This is a genomic window from Sphingomonas sp. IC-11, assembly GCF_021043365.1.
Lineage (GTDB): Bacteria > Pseudomonadota > Alphaproteobacteria > Sphingomonadales > Sphingomonadaceae > Sphingomonas.
Map to the genome: position 1 here is coordinate 386,023 of NZ_JAJNDU010000001.1, position 17,284 is coordinate 403,306.

Sequence of the window (17,284 nt, forward strand, 5' to 3'; positions counted from 1 at the left end):
CAAGTTTCTACGTTGGCGGCACTGTCTGGTCGCGATAAAGCGCCACTCTGGATCACAAGTGTATTGCCAGAATAAAACAGTCGTGCGACAGGTGAGAAGATGACGATGACCATGGAACGCCAACCGGATTTTGTCGCCATGCGCACCGCGATGGTGGCGAGCCAGCTTCGCACGAATGCGGTTTCGGATGCGCGCGTGGTTGCAGTCATGGCGAACGTCCCGCGCGAGCGGTTCGTGCCGGCAGAAATGGCGCCCTTCGCCTATCGCGACGATCTGATCGCGCTGGGCGGCGGGCGATCGCTGAACCTGCCAATCGCCACGGGCCGTTTGCTGACCGAAGCGCGCTTGCTGCCAAGCGATCATGTTCTGCTGATCGGCGCGGCGAGTGGCTACACGGCCGCATTGCTGGGCGAACTGGTGGCGTCGGTCGTTGCGGTGGAGGTCGATCCGGCGCTTGTTGCACAGGCGCGGACGAACCTTGGCGCGGGTGAGCGAATCACCATCGTCGAGGCGCCGCTTGAGCTCGGTCATTCCGAGCGGGCGCCCTATGATGTGATGATCGTCGATGGCGCCATAGAGCAGTACCCGGAGCAGTTGGTGGCGCAGGTGCGGCCTGGCGGCCGTATCCTTGGCGGCGTCCTCGACAATGGCGTTACGCGGCTGGCATCCGGTCGGAAGAGCGAGGGCGGTTTTGCGATGATCGACTTCGCCGATGTTGATTGCTGTCGATTGCCGGGCTTCGCCAAGCCAGCCCGCTTCACCTTCTGAAAAGAGCCGCAATGACCCGCGTCGTTTCTCTTGCCCTGATACTCGCGCTGAGTGCGTCGCCGGCGCAGGCAGATACGCTGCGGGAGGCGCTGGCGCGTGCCTATCGCGAGAATCCGACGATCACCGCGAGCCGCGCGCAGCAGCGGGCGTTGGACGAGAATGTGCCGATTGCTCGTTCGTCCGGACGGCCGACGCTTTCGACCAATGCCGGGGTGAATGAGAATTATCTGCGCAGTGGCAATTCCTTCACCACTCCGGAGCGGGCCGCGCAGGCGCAGCTGGCGTTGAACGTCCCGTTCTATTCGGGCGGTGCGGTGCGCAATTCCGTCAGGGCGGCCGAGACGCGGGTGGAAGCTGGCCAGTTCGGACTGCGCGGGACCGAAGCTTCGCTGTTCTCCGAAGTGGTGGCGGCGTACAATGACGTGATACGCGACGAGGCGATCGTCGGTCTCAATGCCCAGAACGTCCGGGTGCTGGAAACCAACCTCCAGGCAAGCCGCGACCGGTTCCAGGTGGGGGATCTCACCCGTACGGACGTCGCCCAGTCCGAAGCGCGGTTGAGCCTTGCGCGGGCTCAGTTGCAGCGGGTGCAAGCGACGCTGATCGCCAGCCGCGAAAATTACGTGCGGCTTGTCGGCTCTGCGCCCGGTGAGTTGGCGCCGCCGCCACCGCTCCCCAATCTGCCCCAGAACGCCGATGGGGCTGTCGAGGTAGCACTGCGAGACAATCCCACGCTGCTAGCGGCGCTAAAGCAGCGGGACGCCACCGACTATGACATCCGCGTTGCACGTGCGAGCCGGCTGCCAACACTGGGTGTCGGCGCGACCGGCAATTACGTCAATTATCTCGGCTCGCTCGGCAGCGGGACGGGCCTTGGTGTCGGGCAGTCGGGAACATCCGCTGGCCTGGGCCTGAACGTCAGCCTTCCCCTGTTTCAGGGCGGACGGCCCGCGGCACTCGTGCGGCAGGCGCAGGCTACCCGCGCGCAAGCGATCGAAAATGCCACCGCAGCGGAACGGCAGGTGATTGCCTCCGCCCGGTCGGCATTCGCGATTTGGCGGTCTTCGCTGGAGGTGATTGCATCGTCCGAACAGGCAGTAGCGGCGAATCGCCTCAGCCTTGAAGGCGTCCGCGCCGAAAACAGCGTCGGCAATCGCACGATCCTCGACATCCTCAATGCGGAGCAGGAGCTGCTGAACAGCCAGGTGACGCTCGTGACAGCGCGCCGGGATGCCTATGTCGCTGGTTTCGCGCTGCTTGCAGCCATGGGTCAGGCCGAGGCAGAGGATCTTGGGCTGGAAGGCGGGCCGTTGTACAATGCGGCGGAGAATTATCGGTCCGTCCGCAACCGCATCTCGGACTTCGGTGATGGCAAGGCGCCCGTGGCCATCGCGCCCTCCACGAGCTCTGTCGCTCCTCAGAACGCGACGGTCAACCGGCCGCTCGATCCGGCGCTCGACAGCAGCAAGGTTGACAGAAGCCCGGCATTGACCACAGGTGAAAACGCACCAAACCGCTGATCGTCGGCGGCGTTCTGGATGAGGTGGACTGCGCGCATGGGGGATGTCAGCGCCGAGCCGTCGATGGAGGATATTCTCTCCTCGATCAAACGCATCATCGCCGAAGAGGGTGATGACCGGCCGATCCGGCAGCGTCGGACCAATATGGCTCGACCCGTCGTGTCTTCCGCGCCCGAAGAGGACGAGGCGGAGCCGGAAGAGGTGCTCGAGCTCAGCCATCCCATGCCGCCCGCCGCCTCCCGGCCTGTCGCGCTTCCCGAGCCGGAAGCGCCGCGGGTTGGGGCTGAAACCGGGGCGACCGTGCTTTCGGAGCAGACGGCGCAAGCGACCAGGGGGGCGATTGATGCTCTTTCGCGCTTGCTGGTAAAGCCCGAACCCCAGAGCGACGGCACGTTGGAAGGTCTGGTGCGCGAGATGTTGCGGCCGATGCTTCGTGAGTGGCTCGACGCCAATCTGCCTAGCATGGTCGAAACGATCGTGGCGCGCGAAATCGCGAAGCTCACGCGCAGCGCCTCCTGATCCCCGCTGCATAACCTCTGCCGTTGCGGGTGCGCTCCGTTTGGTGTGCCTGATCGCACAAGCGTGCCGCCCGAAGACATGGCGATTGTCGCAACGGTAACGATCTGCTTTAGTTCGCGGCCATGAGGATGTTCCTGTCCGCGAGCCTCATCACGCTCGCCGCCGCCGCCGCCGCCGCTGCCGTTCCTGCCGCAGCCCGCCCGATGACCATCGAAGACCTGACGATGCTGAGCCGCGTCGGCACGCCGGCCGTCTCCAAGGACGGGCGATGGATGGTCTGGGCGCAGCGCGAGACTGATCTCGATGCCGATCGCGGCCGCTTCGATCTGTGGCGGCTCGATCTGACGAAGCCTGGCGCCGCGCCCGAGAAGCTGCTCGCCGATCCGCAGAAGGACGAGAACGATCCGCAGATCGTCGGCAACATCGTCTATTTCGCAATGGATGACGCGATCTGGTCCGTCCCCGTCACGGGTGGCACGCCCCGCAAGCTGACCGACTTCAAGGGCGGCTTCAACGGCTTCAAGGTGGCGCCGACGGGTGACAAGATCGTGGTCTGGGCGGATCGCTTGCCCGCCGCGCCGAGCCTTGAGCCCGCAATGGTCAAGAAGCGCGCCGATGCCGGCTCGGGCCGCACCTACGACCAGCTCTTCGTGCGCCACTGGGATACGTGGAGCGACGGCACGCGCTCGCAGCTGTTCGTCCTGCCGCTGACTGCCGCCGGCGCGCGCGGCAATGGCAAGGCGGTGGTCGGCGGCCTCGTCGGCGACGCGCCCTCGAAGCCGTTCGGCGGCTCCGAGGAAGTGTCGTGGAGCCCCGACGGCAAGACGCTCTATTTCGCGCTGCGCGAGGCCGGGCGGATCGAGCCGACCTCGACGAACCTGGACATCTTCGAAGTGCCCGCCGACGGCAGCCGCGCGCCGGTGAACCTCACTGCGGACAATAAGGCGACCGACAATCAGCCGGTCGTCTCGCCTGATGGCCGCACGCTCGCCTGGTTCGCCATGCGCCGCCCGGGCTATGAGGCGGATCGCCAGGTGCTGATGCTGCGCGATCTCGCCACCGGCCGTGTCACCTCGCTGACCGAGAAGTGGGATCGCTCGGTCGGCTCGATCGCCTGGGCGCCCGACTCGCGCTCGCTCTACGTCACGGCCGACGATACGCAGGAAACCCCGCTATTCCGCGTCGATGCGCGCACCGGCCAGGTTACCCGGCTGACGCAGCAGGGCCATGTCGGCGCGGTCGCCGTCACGCCGAGCGGGCCGATCATTGCGCTCGATTCGCTGACCGCCCCGGCCGACTTCTACCGCGTCGTCGCCAGCGGCACGCCGCAGCGGCTGACCAACGTCAACGCCGCCAAGCTCGCCGGGATCGACATGCCGACCGTCGAGCGGTTCAGCTTCACCGGCGCCAACAACGACACCGTCTGGGGCTATGCGGTGAAGCCCGCGAACAGCACCGGCAAGGTGCCGATCGCCTATATGGTTCATGGCGGGCCGCAGGGGTCGAGCAACAACAGCTGGTCCTATCGCTGGAATCCGGCGGTGTTCGCGGGCGCGGGCTATGGTCTCGTCGCGGTCGATTTCCACGGCTCCACCGGCTACGGCCAGGCCTTCACTGATGCGATCCGCAACAATTGGGGCGGCTGGCCGCTCGAGGACCTGAAGAAGGGGCTGTCCGCGGCGACCACCAAGTTCACCTGGCTCGACGCCGACAATGCCTGCGCGCTGGGCGCCTCCTATGGCGGCTATATGATGAACTGGATCGAGGGGCAGTGGCCCGATCGCTTCAAGTGCATCGTCCAGCACGACGGCGTCTTCGACGCGCGCGCCATGGCGTACGAAACCGAGGAATTGTGGTTCGACGAGTGGGAGCACGGCGGCAAAACCTATTACGAGGATCCGCAGGCGTTCGAGAAGTGGAACCCCGTCAACCACGTTGCCAAGTGGAAGACCCCGCAACTCGTCATCACCGGTGAGAAGGACTTCCGCATCCCCTACACCCAGGGGCTCGCCGCCTTCACCGCGCTCCAACGCCGCGGCATCCCTTCGCGCCTGCTCGTCTTCCCGAACGAGAACCATTGGGTGCTGAAGCCGAAGAACTCGCGCCAATGGTATCGCGAGGTGATCGGCTGGATGGATCAATGGACGGGGAAGGGGCGCTGACCGGCGCCCCCGATCACGTCAGCATCGGCGCGAAATCCGGCTCGGCCTTGGCCATCGCCGCGGCATAGGCCGGCCGCGCCGCGATCCGCTGCAGATAGGCAAGGATGTTCGGATAGCCCGAGATGTCACGCGGCGCGAACACCCGCCCCGTGGTCAGCGGAAAGTGGATCATGATGTCCGCGGCGGAAAAGGCATCGCCGGCCAGATACGGCACCTTGGCCAACCGATCCTCGATCATCGCATAAGCACGGTCGCCGCGCGCCAGCAGCGCCTTCGCGCGATCACCGCCGCCGAGCAGGCCGACGACCATCGACATCATCAGCGCCGGCATCATCGATGAATTGGCGAAGTTGAACCAGAACAGATAATCGGCAAAGTCCGGTTCGCTCGCGCGGCGGATCAGCGCGTCGCCGCCATGCGTGGCGATCAGATATTCAACGATCGCCGCCGATTCGCCGAGTACGAAGTCGCCATCAGTAATCACCGGCGCGGTGCCGAACGGGTGCAGCGCGCGATATTCCTCGGGCGCCAGCCGCGTCACCGGATCGCGATCATAGCGCCGCAGTTGATAGGGGATGCCCAGTTCCTCGCAGAGCCAGACGATTCGGTCCGATTGCGAAATCCCCAGATGATGAACCGTCAGCATCGGCTGTCCCCTCCTGTATTGTCACCGTCACGGTAGCGCGCCCGCCGCGAACTGGCCACGCGCCGCCTGCCTGCGACGGCTTTGCAGCGTCGGGCTGGCTGAGTAGAGCCGTGCCATGAGCGAGCTCCCCAAAACATTCGACCCCGCCGCGATCGAATCCCGCTGGTACAGCCATTGGGAGGAGAGCGGCCTGTTCCGCCCCGAGCGCCCCGGTGCCGATCCGTGGACGATCGTCAATCCGCCGCCCAACGTCACCGGCTCGCTCCACATCGGCCACGCGCTCGACAACACGCTCCAGGACATTCTGACGCGCCACGCCCGGCTGAAGGGCAAGGATGCTCTCTGGGTGGTCGGCACCGATCACGCCGGCATTGCCACGCAGATGGTGGTCGAGCGGCAGATGGCGCTTAAGCAGCAGAAGCGCACCGATTTCACCCGCGACGAATTCGTCGCCAAGGTGTGGGAATGGAAGGCGGAGAGCGGGGGCCAGATCACCGGCCAGTTGCGTCGCCTCGGCTGCTCGATGGACTGGGCCAACGAGCGGTTCACGATGGACGAAGGCTTCTCGAAGGCCGTTCTGAAGGTCTTCGTCGAGCTGCACCGCCAGGGCCTGCTCTATCGCGACAAGCGCCTCGTGAACTGGGATCCGGGCCTCGGCACCGCGATCAGCGATCTCGAGGTCGAGACGCGCGAGGTGAAGGGCAGCTTCTGGCAGATCCGGTACCCGCTCGCCGACGGCTCGGGCACGATCACCGTCGCGACGACCCGCCCCGAGACGATGCTCGCCGACATGGCGGTCGCGGTGCATCCGGAGGACGCGCGCTACAAGGACATGATCGGCAAGCAGATCAAGCTGCCGATCACAGGCCGCCTGATCCCGGTGATCGCCGACGAACATGCCGATCCGTCGCTCGGCACCGGCGCAGTGAAGATCACGCCGGGGCATGACTTCAACGATTTCGAGGTGGGCAAGCGCGCCGGCATGAAGGCGGGCGAGATGCTCAACATGCTCGATGCGAAGGCCAACGTCACGCAGACGGCGGACGGCCTGATCCCGGCCGAGTTCCTCGGGCTGTCGACGGCGGACGCGCGCAAGGCAGTGGTCGCCCGGCTCAAGGCCTGTGGCGTCCTCGTGCCGCATGTCGACAAGGAAGGCGCCGAGCATGATGCCGAGCCGCGCACGATCCAGACGCCGTTCGGCGATCGCTCGGGCGTGGTCATCGAGCCGTGGCTGACCGATCAATGGTATGTCGACGCCAAGACGCTGGCGCAGCCCGCGATCGAGGCGGTGAAGGCCGGCGCGATCCGCCTCGTCCCCAAGACGTGGGAGAAGACCTACTTCAACTGGATGGAGAACATCCAGCCTTGGTGCGTCAGCCGCCAGCTGTGGTGGGGGCACCAAATCCCGGCGTGGTTCGATGCGGAGGGCAAGGCCTATGTCGCCGAAACCGAGGCCGAGGCGCAGGCGCAGGCGGGCGAGGGCGTTGCCCTGACGCGCGATCCCGACGTGCTCGACACCTGGTTCTCCTCCGCGCTCTGGCCGTTTGCCACGATGGGCTGGCCGGAGAACACCGATCCGACGCTCGGCGGCCGCTATCCGAACGACGTCCTCATTTCGGGCTTCGACATCCTGTTCTTCTGGGACGCCCGCATGATGATGCAGGGCATGCACTTCATGAAGGACGTGCCCTTTCGCACGCTGTACCTGCACGGCCTGGTCCGCGCCGCGGATGGCGCGAAGATGTCCAAGTCCAAGGGCAATACCGTCGATCCGCTTGGCCTCATCGACAAGTACGGCGCCGATGCGCTGCGCTTCTTCATGGCGGCGATGGAAAGCCAGGGCCGCGACATCAAGATGGACGAGAAGCGGGTCGAGGGGTACCGCAACTTCGCCACCAAGCTGTGGAACGCCAGCCGCTTCTGCCAGTCGAACGGCATCGGCGGATCGACCACGCTGGAGCCGCCGGCGGCGACTCACCCGGTCAACAAGTGGATCATCGGCGAGGCGATCAAGGCGATCCAGTCGGTGGACCTGGCGCTGGGCGAATATCGCTTCGATGCCGCGGCGAACGCGATCTACCAGTTCGTCTGGAGCCAGTTCTGCGACTGGTATCTCGAACTCATCAAGGGCTCGATCGACGAGGAGACGAAGGCGGTCGCCGGATGGGTGCTCGATCAGATCCTGGTCGTCCTTCATCCCTTCATGCCGTTCATCACCGAGGAGCTGTGGCACGCACTCGCACCCCGCGAGCACGACCTGATCGTCGCGCACTGGCCGATGGTCGATGTACGTGCGATCGATCCGGCCGCCGCGCAGGAGATCGACTGGCTGATCCGTCTCGTCAGCGAAGTCCGCTCCAGCCGTACCGAGCTGAACGTGCCGCCGGGCGCGCGGCTGCCCTATGCGGTGGCGGATGCAAACGCCGAGACGCAGGCGCGCCTGACGCGCAACGCAGCGACGATTGCCCGCCTCGCGCGGATCGATCCGGGCGAGGTTTCCGGCGGCACCGCGCAGGTCGTGGTCGACGAAGCCACGTTCCGAATCGCGCTGGGCGACGTTATCGACCTCGCCGCCGAGCGAACGCGTCTGGCCAAGGCGATTGCCGCGGCCGAAAAGGAGCGCGACGGGCTTGCCGGCCGGCTCAACAACCCGAGCTTCGTCGAGCGTGCGAAGCCCGAGGCGGTCGAGAAGGCCCGCGGCGATCATGCCGAGAAGGCGGCTGAGGCGGAGCGGCTGTCGGCGGCGCTGTCGCGTCTGGGGTAGCGCCCGTCGTGCCGGGCTTGTCCCGGCATCCACCGGGCGGCACGACCTCACACGTCGAGGTTTGCGGCACCCTGGACTCCGGCATGGAGCGCCGGGGTGACGGAGCCTTAGTGGCAACGGGGTGCCCGCCGCCGCTGTCCGGCGGCAGGCGGCGGTTCGTCAGGCCTCCTGCCGTTCAACCTTCACCAGCAGCGTGCCTTCGGTGACCTGTCCGCCGGTGACGGCGTTCAGCTCCGCGATGAGGCCATCGAACGGCGCGACGAGGCTGTGCTCCATCTTCATCGCCTCCAGTGTGACGAGCTTTTGGCCCTTCACGACCGCGGCGCCGGCGGCGATTTCCACCGCGATGATGCGGCCGGGCATGGGCGAGAGGATCGCGCCGTCCGCCGCCGCGCCGCCGGTGGCGCCGGTGGCGCGGAAGGGGGCGAGCTCCCACGTCTGGCCGCCTTCGGTGATGAGCACGCTGTCGAGCGGGGCGGGCACCTCCACCTCGGGCGCGTCGGTGAAGTCGATCGCGATCGGCTCCCCGGCGAGGAGGAAGCGGCCTTCGCGGCGCGCGGGCGCGTTGAGGCGGAAGCCGGCGACCGGCACGTCGGGCGCAAGCGCGGCGGCGGCCTCGATCAGCGCTTCCTCGCTGGGCAGCGCGGGCGGCATCAGCGCCTCGCCCTCGCGGGCGATGAGGCCGGTATCGACATTGCCCGCGGCGAACTCGGGGTGGTCGAGCGCCTCGACCAGGAAGCCGGCATTGGTGCGCACCGGCCAGATCACCGCTTCGTCCAGTGCATCGGCCAGCAGCTCGCGCGCCTCGTCCCGCGTCTCGCCATGCGCGATCAGCTTGGCGATCATCGGATCGTAGAAGGGGCTGATCTCGGCGCCTTGCTCGACGCCGGTGTCGACGCGCACGGCATCGCCGAGATCGAGCGCGTCTAGCCGGCCGATCGAGGGGAGGAAGCCCTTCACCGGATCCTCGGCATAGAGGCGTGCCTCCATCGCCCAGCCGGTGATCGATAGCTCGTCCTGGCGGCGCGGCAGCGGTTCTCCACTGGCGACGCGCAGCTGCCATTCGACCAGATCCTGGCCGGTGATCGCTTCCGTCACGGGATGCTCGACCTGGAGGCGGGTGTTCATTTCCATGAACCAGATGCGGTCCGCGCGCAGGCCCTCGCTGGCGTCGGCGATGAACTCGATCGTGCCGGCGCCGACATAATCGACCGCCTGCGCCGCCTTTACTGCCGCGGCGCAGACCGCTTCGCGCGTGGCCGCGTCCATGCCGAGCGCCGGCGCTTCCTCGATCACCTTCTGGTGGCGGCGCTGAAGCGAGCAATCACGTTCGAACAGATGGACGACATTCCCGTGGCCGTCGCCGAACACCTGCACTTCGATGTGGCGCGGGGAGAGGATGTATTTTTCGATCAGCACGCGATCGTCGCCGAAGCTGGCCGCGGCCTCGCGCCGGCAGGAGGCGAGTGCGTCGGCGAACTCTTCCGATTGATCGACGCGGCGCATGCCCTTGCCGCCGCCGCCGGCGACCGCCTTGATCAGCACAGGATAGCCGATCGCATCCGCCTCGCGCTGCAGACGATCGGGGGACTGATCGTCGCCGAGGTAGCCGGGCGTGGTGGGGACGCCGGCTTCCTGCATCAGCTTCTTGGCGGCATCCTTCAGCCCCATGGCGCGAATGCTGGCGGGGCGCGGGCCGACCCAGACGAGGCCGGCGTCGATCACGCTTTGCGCGAAATCGGCATTTTCGCTGAGGAAGCCATAGCCGGGGTGGATCGCCCCCGCGCCGGTTTCGCGGGCAGCGGCGATGATCCGCTCACCGACGAGATAGGATTCGCGTGCGGGCGAGGGGCCGATGTGCACCGCCTCGTCCGCCTCGCGCACGTGCAGCGCCGCGGCATCGGCATCGGAATAGACCGCGATGGTGCGCACGCCGAGCGCGCGGGCGGTGCGGATGATGCGGCAGGCGATCTCGCCGCGGTTGGCGATGAGCAGGGAGCCGATCATGCCGCGACCCCGCGAATGTTGAGGAAGTTGAGACTCTGGCGCGTTTTTTTCCAACAAGCCTCAACATTCGGGGCGGGGGCAGTGATCATAAGACGGAGAATACCTGCGGGGGTGGGACGTAGGACAGCGATCATTGCGCGCAGCCGATGGTGCGCTGTGTCCAGGTGATGTTGTTGATCCGCCAGCGGCCGCCGTCGCGCACCAGATCGACATGGTTGGTGCCGCAATGGCTCGGCTTGCCGTCGACGGTGAAGGTGTAGCTGCCCCAGACCATCGCGATATTCCCGTCGATCTCGATCGCGGGCATGCCGGTGAAGGTTTCGGCGAGCTTCGGGCCGGGCTTGCCGAGCTTGGCGGCGAAGGCGGGCCAGTCACTGGTGGTGACGGCGGTGGTGCCGTCGGCCTTTTCGACGACCGCGGTGGCGCGGCCGTCGGGGCGGACCTCGGCGAGGATCGCGGCGGGATCGTTGGCGGCGAGCGCGTCGAACAGGCGCTGCACGGGGGCGATGACCTGGCCTTCTTCGGACGCAGACGGCGGGAGCGCGGTGCCCTTGGGCAAGGGTGCGACCGGCGTGACTTGCAGGGCGAGGAGGAGGGGGAGGATCATGCGGGAGCTTTCAATTCCAAATCCTCCCCGGAACGGGGAGGGGGACCAGCCGCAGGCTGGTGGAGGGGCTGGTCGGGGGTGACCGCGGCACTGATCGCATCGATTACGTTTGGCAGGTCGGAGAGGATGGCTTTCGCCGGGATGCGAAGGATTCTGACGTTCTCTCGGGCTAGCCAGAGGTCGCGGCGGTGGTCTTTGGCGAGTTTGTTCTGGTGTGAGTGGGCTTCTCCGTCCACCTCGATCGCGAGGCGCGCGGAGGGGCAGTAGAAATCGAGGACATACTGGCCCGCCGGATGCTGCTTGCGGAACTTCACGCCTAGCTGTTGGCGGCGGATGTTCTGCCAGAGGATTATTTCCGGCAGTGTCATCTCCCGTCGCAGACGGCGGGCGTTCGTGACGGTCGTTTGAGGCCCGGTCAGCCTGCGGCCAGCCCCTCCACCAGCCTGCGGCTGGTCCCCCTCCCCGTGCCGGGGAGGATTTTGATCCGTTGCGCCCATCACATCCGGAACACGCCGAACTGCGGGCGTTCGGGGATGGGCGCGTTCAGGCATGCGGCCAGCGCCAGCCCCAGGACGTCGCGGGTCTGGGCGGGGTCGATCACGCCGTCGTCCCACAGGCGAGCGGTGGCGTAATAGGGGTTGCCCTCGTCCTCGTACTTCTGGCGGATCGGGGCCTTGAAGGCGTCCGCCTCCTCCGGCGTCCAGCTGGCGGCGTCGCGGTGGACGGTGGCGAGGACGCTCGCTGCCTGTTCGCCGCCCATCACGCTGATCCGGCTGTTGGGCCAGGTGAACAGGAAGCGCGGGGAATAGGCGCGGCCGCACATGCCGTAGTTGCCGGCGCCGAAGCTGCCGCCGATCAGCACGGTGATCTTGGGCACGCTGGCGGTGGCGACGGCGGTGACGAGCTTTGCGCCGTGCTTTGCTATCCCCTCCGCCTCGTATTTTCCGCCGACCATGAAGCCGGAGATGTTCTGGAGGAACAGGAGCGGGATACGCCGCTGGCAGGCGAGTTCGATGAAGTGCGCGCCCTTGACCGCGCTTTCGCTGAACAGGACGCCGTTATTGGCGAGGATCGCGACCGGCGAACCGTGGATATGCGCGAAGCCGCAGACGAGGCTGGAGCCGTAGAGCGCCTTGAACTCGTGGAACTCGCTGCCGTCGACGAGCCGGGCAATCACTTCGTGCACGTCATAGGGCGCGCGCACGTCCTGCGGCACGATGCCGTAGAGATCCTCCGCGGCGTATTTCGGCGCTTTCGATGGCCGCAGGTTCACGTCCGCCTCGCGTTCCGGCGGCAGCGTTGCGATGATGTCGCGCACGATGGTGAGGGCGTGCTCGTCATTCTCGGCGAGGTGATCGACGACGCCGGACTTGCGCGCGTGGAGATCGCCACCGCCGAGATCCTCGGCGCTGATGACTTCGCCCGTCGCGGCCTGGACGAGCGGCGGGCCGGCGAGGAAGATCGTGCCCTGTTCGCGCACGATCACCGTTTCGTCCGACATGGCGGGGACGTACGCGCCGCCGGCGGTGCAGCTGCCCATCACGCAGGCGATCTGGGGGATGCCCTTGGCCGACATGTTCGCCTGGTTGAAGAAGATGCGGCCGAAGTGATCGCGGTCCGGGAAAACCTCCGCCTGGTGCGGCAAGTTCGCGCCGCCGCTGTCCACGAGGTAGATGCAGGGCAGGCGGTTCGCCTCGGCAATCTCCTGCGCGCGCAGATGCTTCTTCACGGTGAGTGGGTAGTACGTGCCGCCCTTCACCGTCGCGTCGTTGCACACGATCATGCACTGGCGCCCGGAGACGCGGCCGATCGCGGTGATGAGGCCGGCGCCGGGGATATCCTCGCCGTAGACGTCATGCGCGGCGAGCTGGCCGATCTCCAGCAGGGGCGAGCCGGGATCGAGCAGGCGTTCGACGCGCTCGCGGGGGAGGAGCTTGCCGCGCGCGGTGTGGCGTTCGCGGGACTTTTCGTTGCCGCCGAGCGCGGCGCGAGCGACGTCGGCGCGGAGTTGCTCCGCCAGCGCGCGGTTGTGCGCGGCGTTGGCTTGGAAGGTCGCGTCCGTGGAAGAGACCTTGGTGTCGAGGACGGGGGCGGTCATTGCGCCGCGCCTCCGTCATGCTGAACTTGTTTCAGCATCCATCGTGCGACGCGCGGCGTGGACGCCTGCGGAGAGATGGACCCTGAAACGAGTTCAGGGTGACGGCAGTTGTTTGAGATCACGACGCCGCTCCGATCAGTTCGCGGCCGATCAGCATGCGGCGGATTTCGTTGGTGCCGGCGCCGATGTCGAGGAGCTTGGCGTCGCGCAGGAAGCGTTCGACCGGCCAGTCCTTGGTATAGCCCGCGCCGCCCAGCGCCTGCACCGCTTCGCCGGCGACCTTGAAGGCGTTTTCGCTGGCGAGCAGGATCGCGCCGGCGGCATCGAAGCGGGTCGTCTGGCCGCTGTCGCAGGCGCGGGCGACGGCATAAACGTACGCCCGGGCGGAATTGAGCGCGACATACATGTCGGCGACCTTCGCCTGCATCAGCTGGAAGGCGCCGATCGGCTGGCCGAACTGCTTGCGCTCGCGAATGTAGGGCAGCACCACGTCGAGGCAGGCCTGCATCACGCCGAGCTGGATGCCGGCAAGGACGGTGCGCTCGTAATCGAGACCGCTCATCAGCACGCCGACGCCGCCGTTGAGCGGGCCCATGACATTCTCGTCCGGCACTTCGCAATTGTCGAAGACGAGCTCCGCCGTGGGGGAGCCGCGCATGCCCATCTTGTCGATCTTCTGGCCGATCGAGAAGCCGGGCATGTCCTTTTCGATGAGGAAGGTGGTGATGCCGCGGCTGCCCTCGCCCGTCTTGGCGTAGACCACCAAAGTGTCCGCATAAGCGGCGTTGGTGATCCAGAACTTGGTGCCGTTCAGGACATAGCCCGCGCCGGTCTTTTCCGCCTTCAGCTTCATCGAGACGACGTCGCTGCCGGCGCCCGCCTCCGACATGGCGAGGCTGCCGACATGCTCGCCGCTGATCAGCTTGGGGAGGTATTTCGCCTTCTGCTCCGGGGAGGCCCAGCGGCGGATCTGGTTGACGCACAAGTTGGAGTGCGCGCCGTAGCTGAGGCCGATGGAGGCCGACGCGCGGCTCACTTCCTCGCAGGCGATGACATGTTCGAGATAGCCGAGGCCGAGGCCGCCGAACTCTTCCTCGACGGTGATGCCGTGGAGGCCCAGTTCGCCCATGGCGGGCCATAGTTCGTCGCGCGGGAACCAGTCGTCCGCGTCGATCTTCGCGGCGAGCGGGGCGATCTGTTCGTCGGCGAAGCGCCGGGTGGTGTCGCGGATCATTCCCGCGGTTTCACCAAGCGCAAAATCGAGAGTGGACTGCATCGAAACTCCTCTTGCCCCCGACATAAGCGGGGGAAAGAGGTAACGAAAGCAACAATTCCCGTCCGCCGCCCCTTCGTACAGGAGCCGGCGGACGGATACGGCCGATCAGGCCGCCAGGTTGCGCAGCACGTACTGCAGGATGCCGCCGTTCAGGAAGTATTCCAGCTCGTTGACGGTATCGATCCGGCAAAGGGTCTCGAACTTTTCGGTGGTGCCATCCTTGCGAGCGAGCGTGACGGTCACCGTCTGACGCGGGCGCAGGCCGGCGACGTTCTGGATGGTGAACGTCTCGTCGCCAGTCAGCTTCAGCGTCTCGCGAGTCACCCCTTCCGCGAACTGGAGCGGCAGGACACCCATGCCGACCAGGTTCGAACGGTGGATACGCTCGAAGCTCTCCGCGATCACTGCGCGCACGCCGAGCAGGTTGGTGCCCTTCGCTGCCCAGTCACGCGAGGAGCCGGTGCCATATTCCTTGCCGGCAACGACGACCATCGGCGTGCCATCCGCCTTGTGGCGCATCGCGACGTCGTAGATCGGCATCACTTCCTCGCCATAGCGGCTCATGCCGCCTTCGATCCCCGGCACCATCTCGTTCTTGATACGGATGTTGGCGAAGGTGCCACGGACCATGACCTGGTCGTTGCCGCGGCGCGAACCATAGCTGTTGAAGTCCGCCTTCGACACCTGGCGCTCCATCAGCCACTGGCCTGCCGGGCTGTCGGCCTTGATCGAGCCGGCCGGCGAGATGTGGTCGGTGGTGATCGAATCGCCCAGGATCGCCAGCGGCTTCGCCTCGATGATGTCGGTCACCGGCGCCGGGGTCATCTCCATGCCCTCGAAGTACGGCGGGTTGGCGATGTAGGTCGACGCGGCCGGCCAGCTGTAGGTGTCCGAACCGGTGACTTCGATGCCGCGCCACTTGGCGTCGCCCTCATAGACGTTGCCGTAGCGGCTCTGGAACATGCCCGCGTCGATGTTCGCGGTCATCAGCTCCGACACTTCCTGGTTCGAAGGCCAGATGTCCTTGAGGTACACCGGGCCGTTCGTTCCCTCGCCAATCGGGGTCTGGTTCATGTCGGTGGTGACGCTGCCCTTCAGCGCATAAGCGACGACCAGCGGCGGCGAGGCGAGGAAGTTCGCGCGCGCATCCGGCGACACGCGGCCTTCGAAGTTGCGGTTGCCCGACAGGACCGACGCGACGACGAGGTCATTCTCGTTGATCGCGCTGCTGATCGGGCCGGGCAGCGGGCCCGAATTGCCGATGCAGGTCATGCAGCCATAGCCGGTGAGGTTGAACCCCATGGCGTCGAAATCGTCCTGCAGGCCGGCCTTTTCGAGATAGTCGGTGACGACCTGCGAGCCCGGCGACAGCGAGGTCTTGACCCAGGGCTTGGGCTTCAGGCCCAGCGCGCGCGCCTTGCGGGCGACGAGGCCCGCGGCAACCAGCACCGACGGGTTCGACGTGTTGGTGCAGCTGGTGATGGCGGCGATCACGACGTCGCCGTCGCCGATGTCATGGCCACGCTCAGCCACTTCGACGCGCTTCGGCTCGGCCTTGTCATAGACCTTGACGAGATCGCCGTTGAACACCTCGTCCACGCGGTCGAGCGCCACCTTGTCCTGCGGACGCTTGGGCCCGGCGAGCGACGGCACGACGGTGCTCATGTCGAGCTCCAGCGTGTCAGTGAACACCGGATCCGGCGTGTTGGCGTCGCGCCAGAAGCCGTTCGCCTTGGCATAGGCTTCGACCAGCGCGATCGTCTCGGCCGGGCGGGCGGTCAGCTTCATGTAATCGATCGTCTTGTTATCGATCGGGAAGAAGCCGCAGGTTGCGCCATATTCCGGCGCCATGTTGGCGATGGTCGCCCGGTCGGCCAGCGTCATCTGGTCGAGGCCCGGGCCGTAAAATTCGACGAAGCGGCCGACGACGCCCTTGGCGCGCAGCATCTGGGTGACGGTCAGCACCAGGTCGGTGGCGGTGATGCCTTCACGCAGCTGGCCGGTCAGCTTGAAGCCGACGACTTCCGGGATCAGCATCGACACCGGCTGGCCGAGCATCGCTGCCTCCGCCTCGATGCCGCCGACGCCCCAGCCCAGCACGCCCAGGCCGTTCACCATGGTGGTGTGGCTGTCGGTGCCGACGCAGGTATCGGGGTAAGCGATCGCTGCGCCCGAGGTCGCATTCTCGCCGGTTTCATTGGAGGTCCACACCGCCTGCGCGACATATTCCAGGTTCACCTGGTGGCAGATGCCGGTGCCCGGGGGCACGACCTTGAAGTTGTCGAGCGCCTTGGAGCCCCACTTCAGGAACTCATAGCGTTCCGAATTGCGCTGATATTCGAGATCCACATTCTCTTCGAACGCCTTGGGCGTGCCGAATTCGTCGACCATGACCGAGTGGTCGATGACGAGGTGAACGGGAACCTGCGGATTGATCTTTGCCGCGTTGCCGCCAAGCTTGGTGATGGCGTCGCGCATCGCGGCGAGGTCGACCACGCAGGGAACGCCGGTGAAATCCTGCATCAGCACGCGCGCGGGGCGATACTGAATCTCGCGGTCGGAGCGGCGCTCCTTCTGCCAGTCGACGACAGCCTGCACGTCTTCGGGCGTGACGGTCTTGCCGTCCTCGAAGCGCAGCATATTCTCCAGCAGCACTTTCATGGAGAAGGGCAGCCGCGAGATGTCGCCGAACTTCTCCGCCGCGACGTCGAGCGAATAATAATCGTAGCTCTTGCCGCCCGCCTGGAGCGTGCGGCGGGCCTTCAACGTATCCTGGCCGATGGCGGTCATGCGGGTCCTTTCCCCATAGGTTCGGCCCGGCTTGGGCGCGGCGGGGAAGCGGGGGTGGTGAACCCACGCGCGGGCGCGCCCGGACGGGCGATGTGAAGCGTCGCGGGCGGCGATAGCAGCGGCAGGC

The 17,284-nt window shown here is 66.4% G+C and carries 12 protein-coding genes; 5 read left to right on the forward strand and 7 right to left on the reverse strand.

Annotated elements, in window-relative coordinates; all coding sequences use genetic code 11:
• The first annotated feature begins 99 nt into the window (after positions 1–99).
• From LQ954_RS01820 to LQ954_RS01835, 4 genes are all read left to right on the forward strand, one after another.
• Positions 100–768, forward strand: coding sequence for a protein-L-isoaspartate O-methyltransferase family protein (locus LQ954_RS01820; RefSeq protein WP_231021646.1), 669 nt, complete (start codon positions 100–102; stop codon positions 766–768).
• 11 nt (positions 769–779) lie between these two features.
• On the forward strand, positions 780–2,288 hold the full coding sequence (locus LQ954_RS01825) for a TolC family outer membrane protein (RefSeq protein WP_231021647.1): 1,509 nt from the start codon (positions 780–782) through the stop codon (positions 2,286–2,288).
• A 36-nt stretch (positions 2,289–2,324) separates the two neighbouring features.
• Positions 2,325–2,807, forward strand: coding sequence for a DUF2497 domain-containing protein (locus tag LQ954_RS01830; RefSeq protein WP_231021648.1), 483 nt, complete (start codon positions 2,325–2,327; stop codon positions 2,805–2,807).
• Between the two features lie 122 nt (positions 2,808–2,929).
• A complete protein-coding gene (locus tag LQ954_RS01835) occupies positions 2,930–4,969 on the forward strand; it encodes a S9 family peptidase (RefSeq protein WP_231021649.1) in 2,040 nt (679 codons plus the stop codon).
• A 13-nt stretch (positions 4,970–4,982) separates the two neighbouring features.
• Here LQ954_RS01835 and LQ954_RS01840 read toward each other — a convergent pair whose 3' ends face one another.
• Positions 4,983–5,615 (reverse strand): glutathione S-transferase family protein, encoded by a 633-nt coding sequence (locus LQ954_RS01840; RefSeq protein ID WP_231021650.1) that lies wholly within the window; start codon positions 5,613–5,615, stop codon positions 4,983–4,985.
• 115 nt (positions 5,616–5,730) lie between these two features.
• Between LQ954_RS01840 and LQ954_RS01845 the strand changes: the two genes are divergently transcribed.
• A complete protein-coding gene (locus LQ954_RS01845; RefSeq protein ID WP_231021651.1) occupies positions 5,731–8,379 on the forward strand; it encodes a valine--tRNA ligase in 2,649 nt (882 codons plus the stop codon).
• A 159-nt stretch (positions 8,380–8,538) separates the two neighbouring features.
• On the opposite strand, the gene LQ954_RS01850 is transcribed toward LQ954_RS01845, so the two are convergent.
• The 6 genes from LQ954_RS01850 to acnA form a co-directional block, all read right to left on the reverse strand.
• Positions 8,539–10,386, reverse strand: coding sequence for an acetyl/propionyl/methylcrotonyl-CoA carboxylase subunit alpha (locus tag LQ954_RS01850; protein ID WP_231021653.1), 1,848 nt, complete (start codon positions 10,384–10,386; stop codon positions 8,539–8,541).
• 130 nt (positions 10,387–10,516) lie between these two features.
• Positions 10,517–10,993, reverse strand: coding sequence for a nuclear transport factor 2 family protein (locus LQ954_RS01855; protein WP_231021655.1), 477 nt, complete (start codon positions 10,991–10,993; stop codon positions 10,517–10,519).
• A complete protein-coding gene (locus tag LQ954_RS01860; RefSeq protein WP_269142162.1) occupies positions 10,990–11,412 on the reverse strand; it encodes an endonuclease domain-containing protein in 423 nt (140 codons plus the stop codon). Before LQ954_RS01860 ends, LQ954_RS01855 begins: the two co-directional genes overlap by 4 nt.
• Before the next feature lie 77 nt (positions 11,413–11,489).
• Positions 11,490–13,091 carry a carboxyl transferase domain-containing protein gene (locus LQ954_RS01865; protein ID WP_231021659.1) on the reverse strand — a complete coding sequence of 534 codons (1,602 nt, stop codon included), beginning with the start codon at positions 13,089–13,091 and terminating at the stop codon, positions 11,490–11,492.
• A gap of 118 nt (positions 13,092–13,209) precedes the next feature.
• Positions 13,210–14,367 carry an isovaleryl-CoA dehydrogenase gene (locus LQ954_RS01870; RefSeq protein WP_231021661.1) on the reverse strand — a complete coding sequence of 386 codons (1,158 nt, stop codon included), beginning with the start codon at positions 14,365–14,367 and terminating at the stop codon, positions 13,210–13,212.
• A 105-nt stretch (positions 14,368–14,472) separates the two neighbouring features.
• Positions 14,473–17,157, reverse strand: a complete 2,685-nt coding sequence (acnA, locus tag LQ954_RS01875) for an aconitate hydratase AcnA (protein WP_231021663.1) — start codon at positions 17,155–17,157, stop codon at positions 14,473–14,475.
• Positions 17,158–17,284 lie beyond the last annotated feature (127 nt).

Coding starts and splice junctions, on each gene's coding strand:
- LQ954_RS01835 (WP_231021649.1), top strand. CDS start 2,930: ATGAGGATGTTCCTGTCCGCGAGCCTCATCACGCTCGCCGCCGCCGCC.
- acnA (WP_231021663.1), bottom strand. CDS start 17,157: ATGACCGCCATCGGCCAGGATACGTTGAAGGCCCGCCGCACGCTCCAG.
- LQ954_RS01840 (WP_231021650.1), bottom strand. CDS start 5,615: ATGCTGACGGTTCATCATCTGGGGATTTCGCAATCGGACCGAATCGTC.
- LQ954_RS01865 (WP_231021659.1), bottom strand. CDS start 13,091: ATGACCGCCCCCGTCCTCGACACCAAGGTCTCTTCCACGGACGCGACC.
- LQ954_RS01850 (WP_231021653.1), bottom strand. CDS start 10,386: ATGATCGGCTCCCTGCTCATCGCCAACCGCGGCGAGATCGCCTGCCGC.
- LQ954_RS01820 (WP_231021646.1), top strand. CDS start 100: ATGACGATGACCATGGAACGCCAACCGGATTTTGTCGCCATGCGCACC.
- LQ954_RS01845 (WP_231021651.1), top strand. CDS start 5,731: ATGAGCGAGCTCCCCAAAACATTCGACCCCGCCGCGATCGAATCCCGC.
- LQ954_RS01830 (WP_231021648.1), top strand. CDS start 2,325: ATGGGGGATGTCAGCGCCGAGCCGTCGATGGAGGATATTCTCTCCTCG.
- LQ954_RS01825 (WP_231021647.1), top strand. CDS start 780: ATGACCCGCGTCGTTTCTCTTGCCCTGATACTCGCGCTGAGTGCGTCG.
- LQ954_RS01855 (WP_231021655.1), bottom strand. CDS start 10,993: ATGATCCTCCCCCTCCTCCTCGCCCTGCAAGTCACGCCGGTCGCACCC.
- LQ954_RS01870 (WP_231021661.1), bottom strand. CDS start 14,367: ATGCAGTCCACTCTCGATTTTGCGCTTGGTGAAACCGCGGGAATGATC.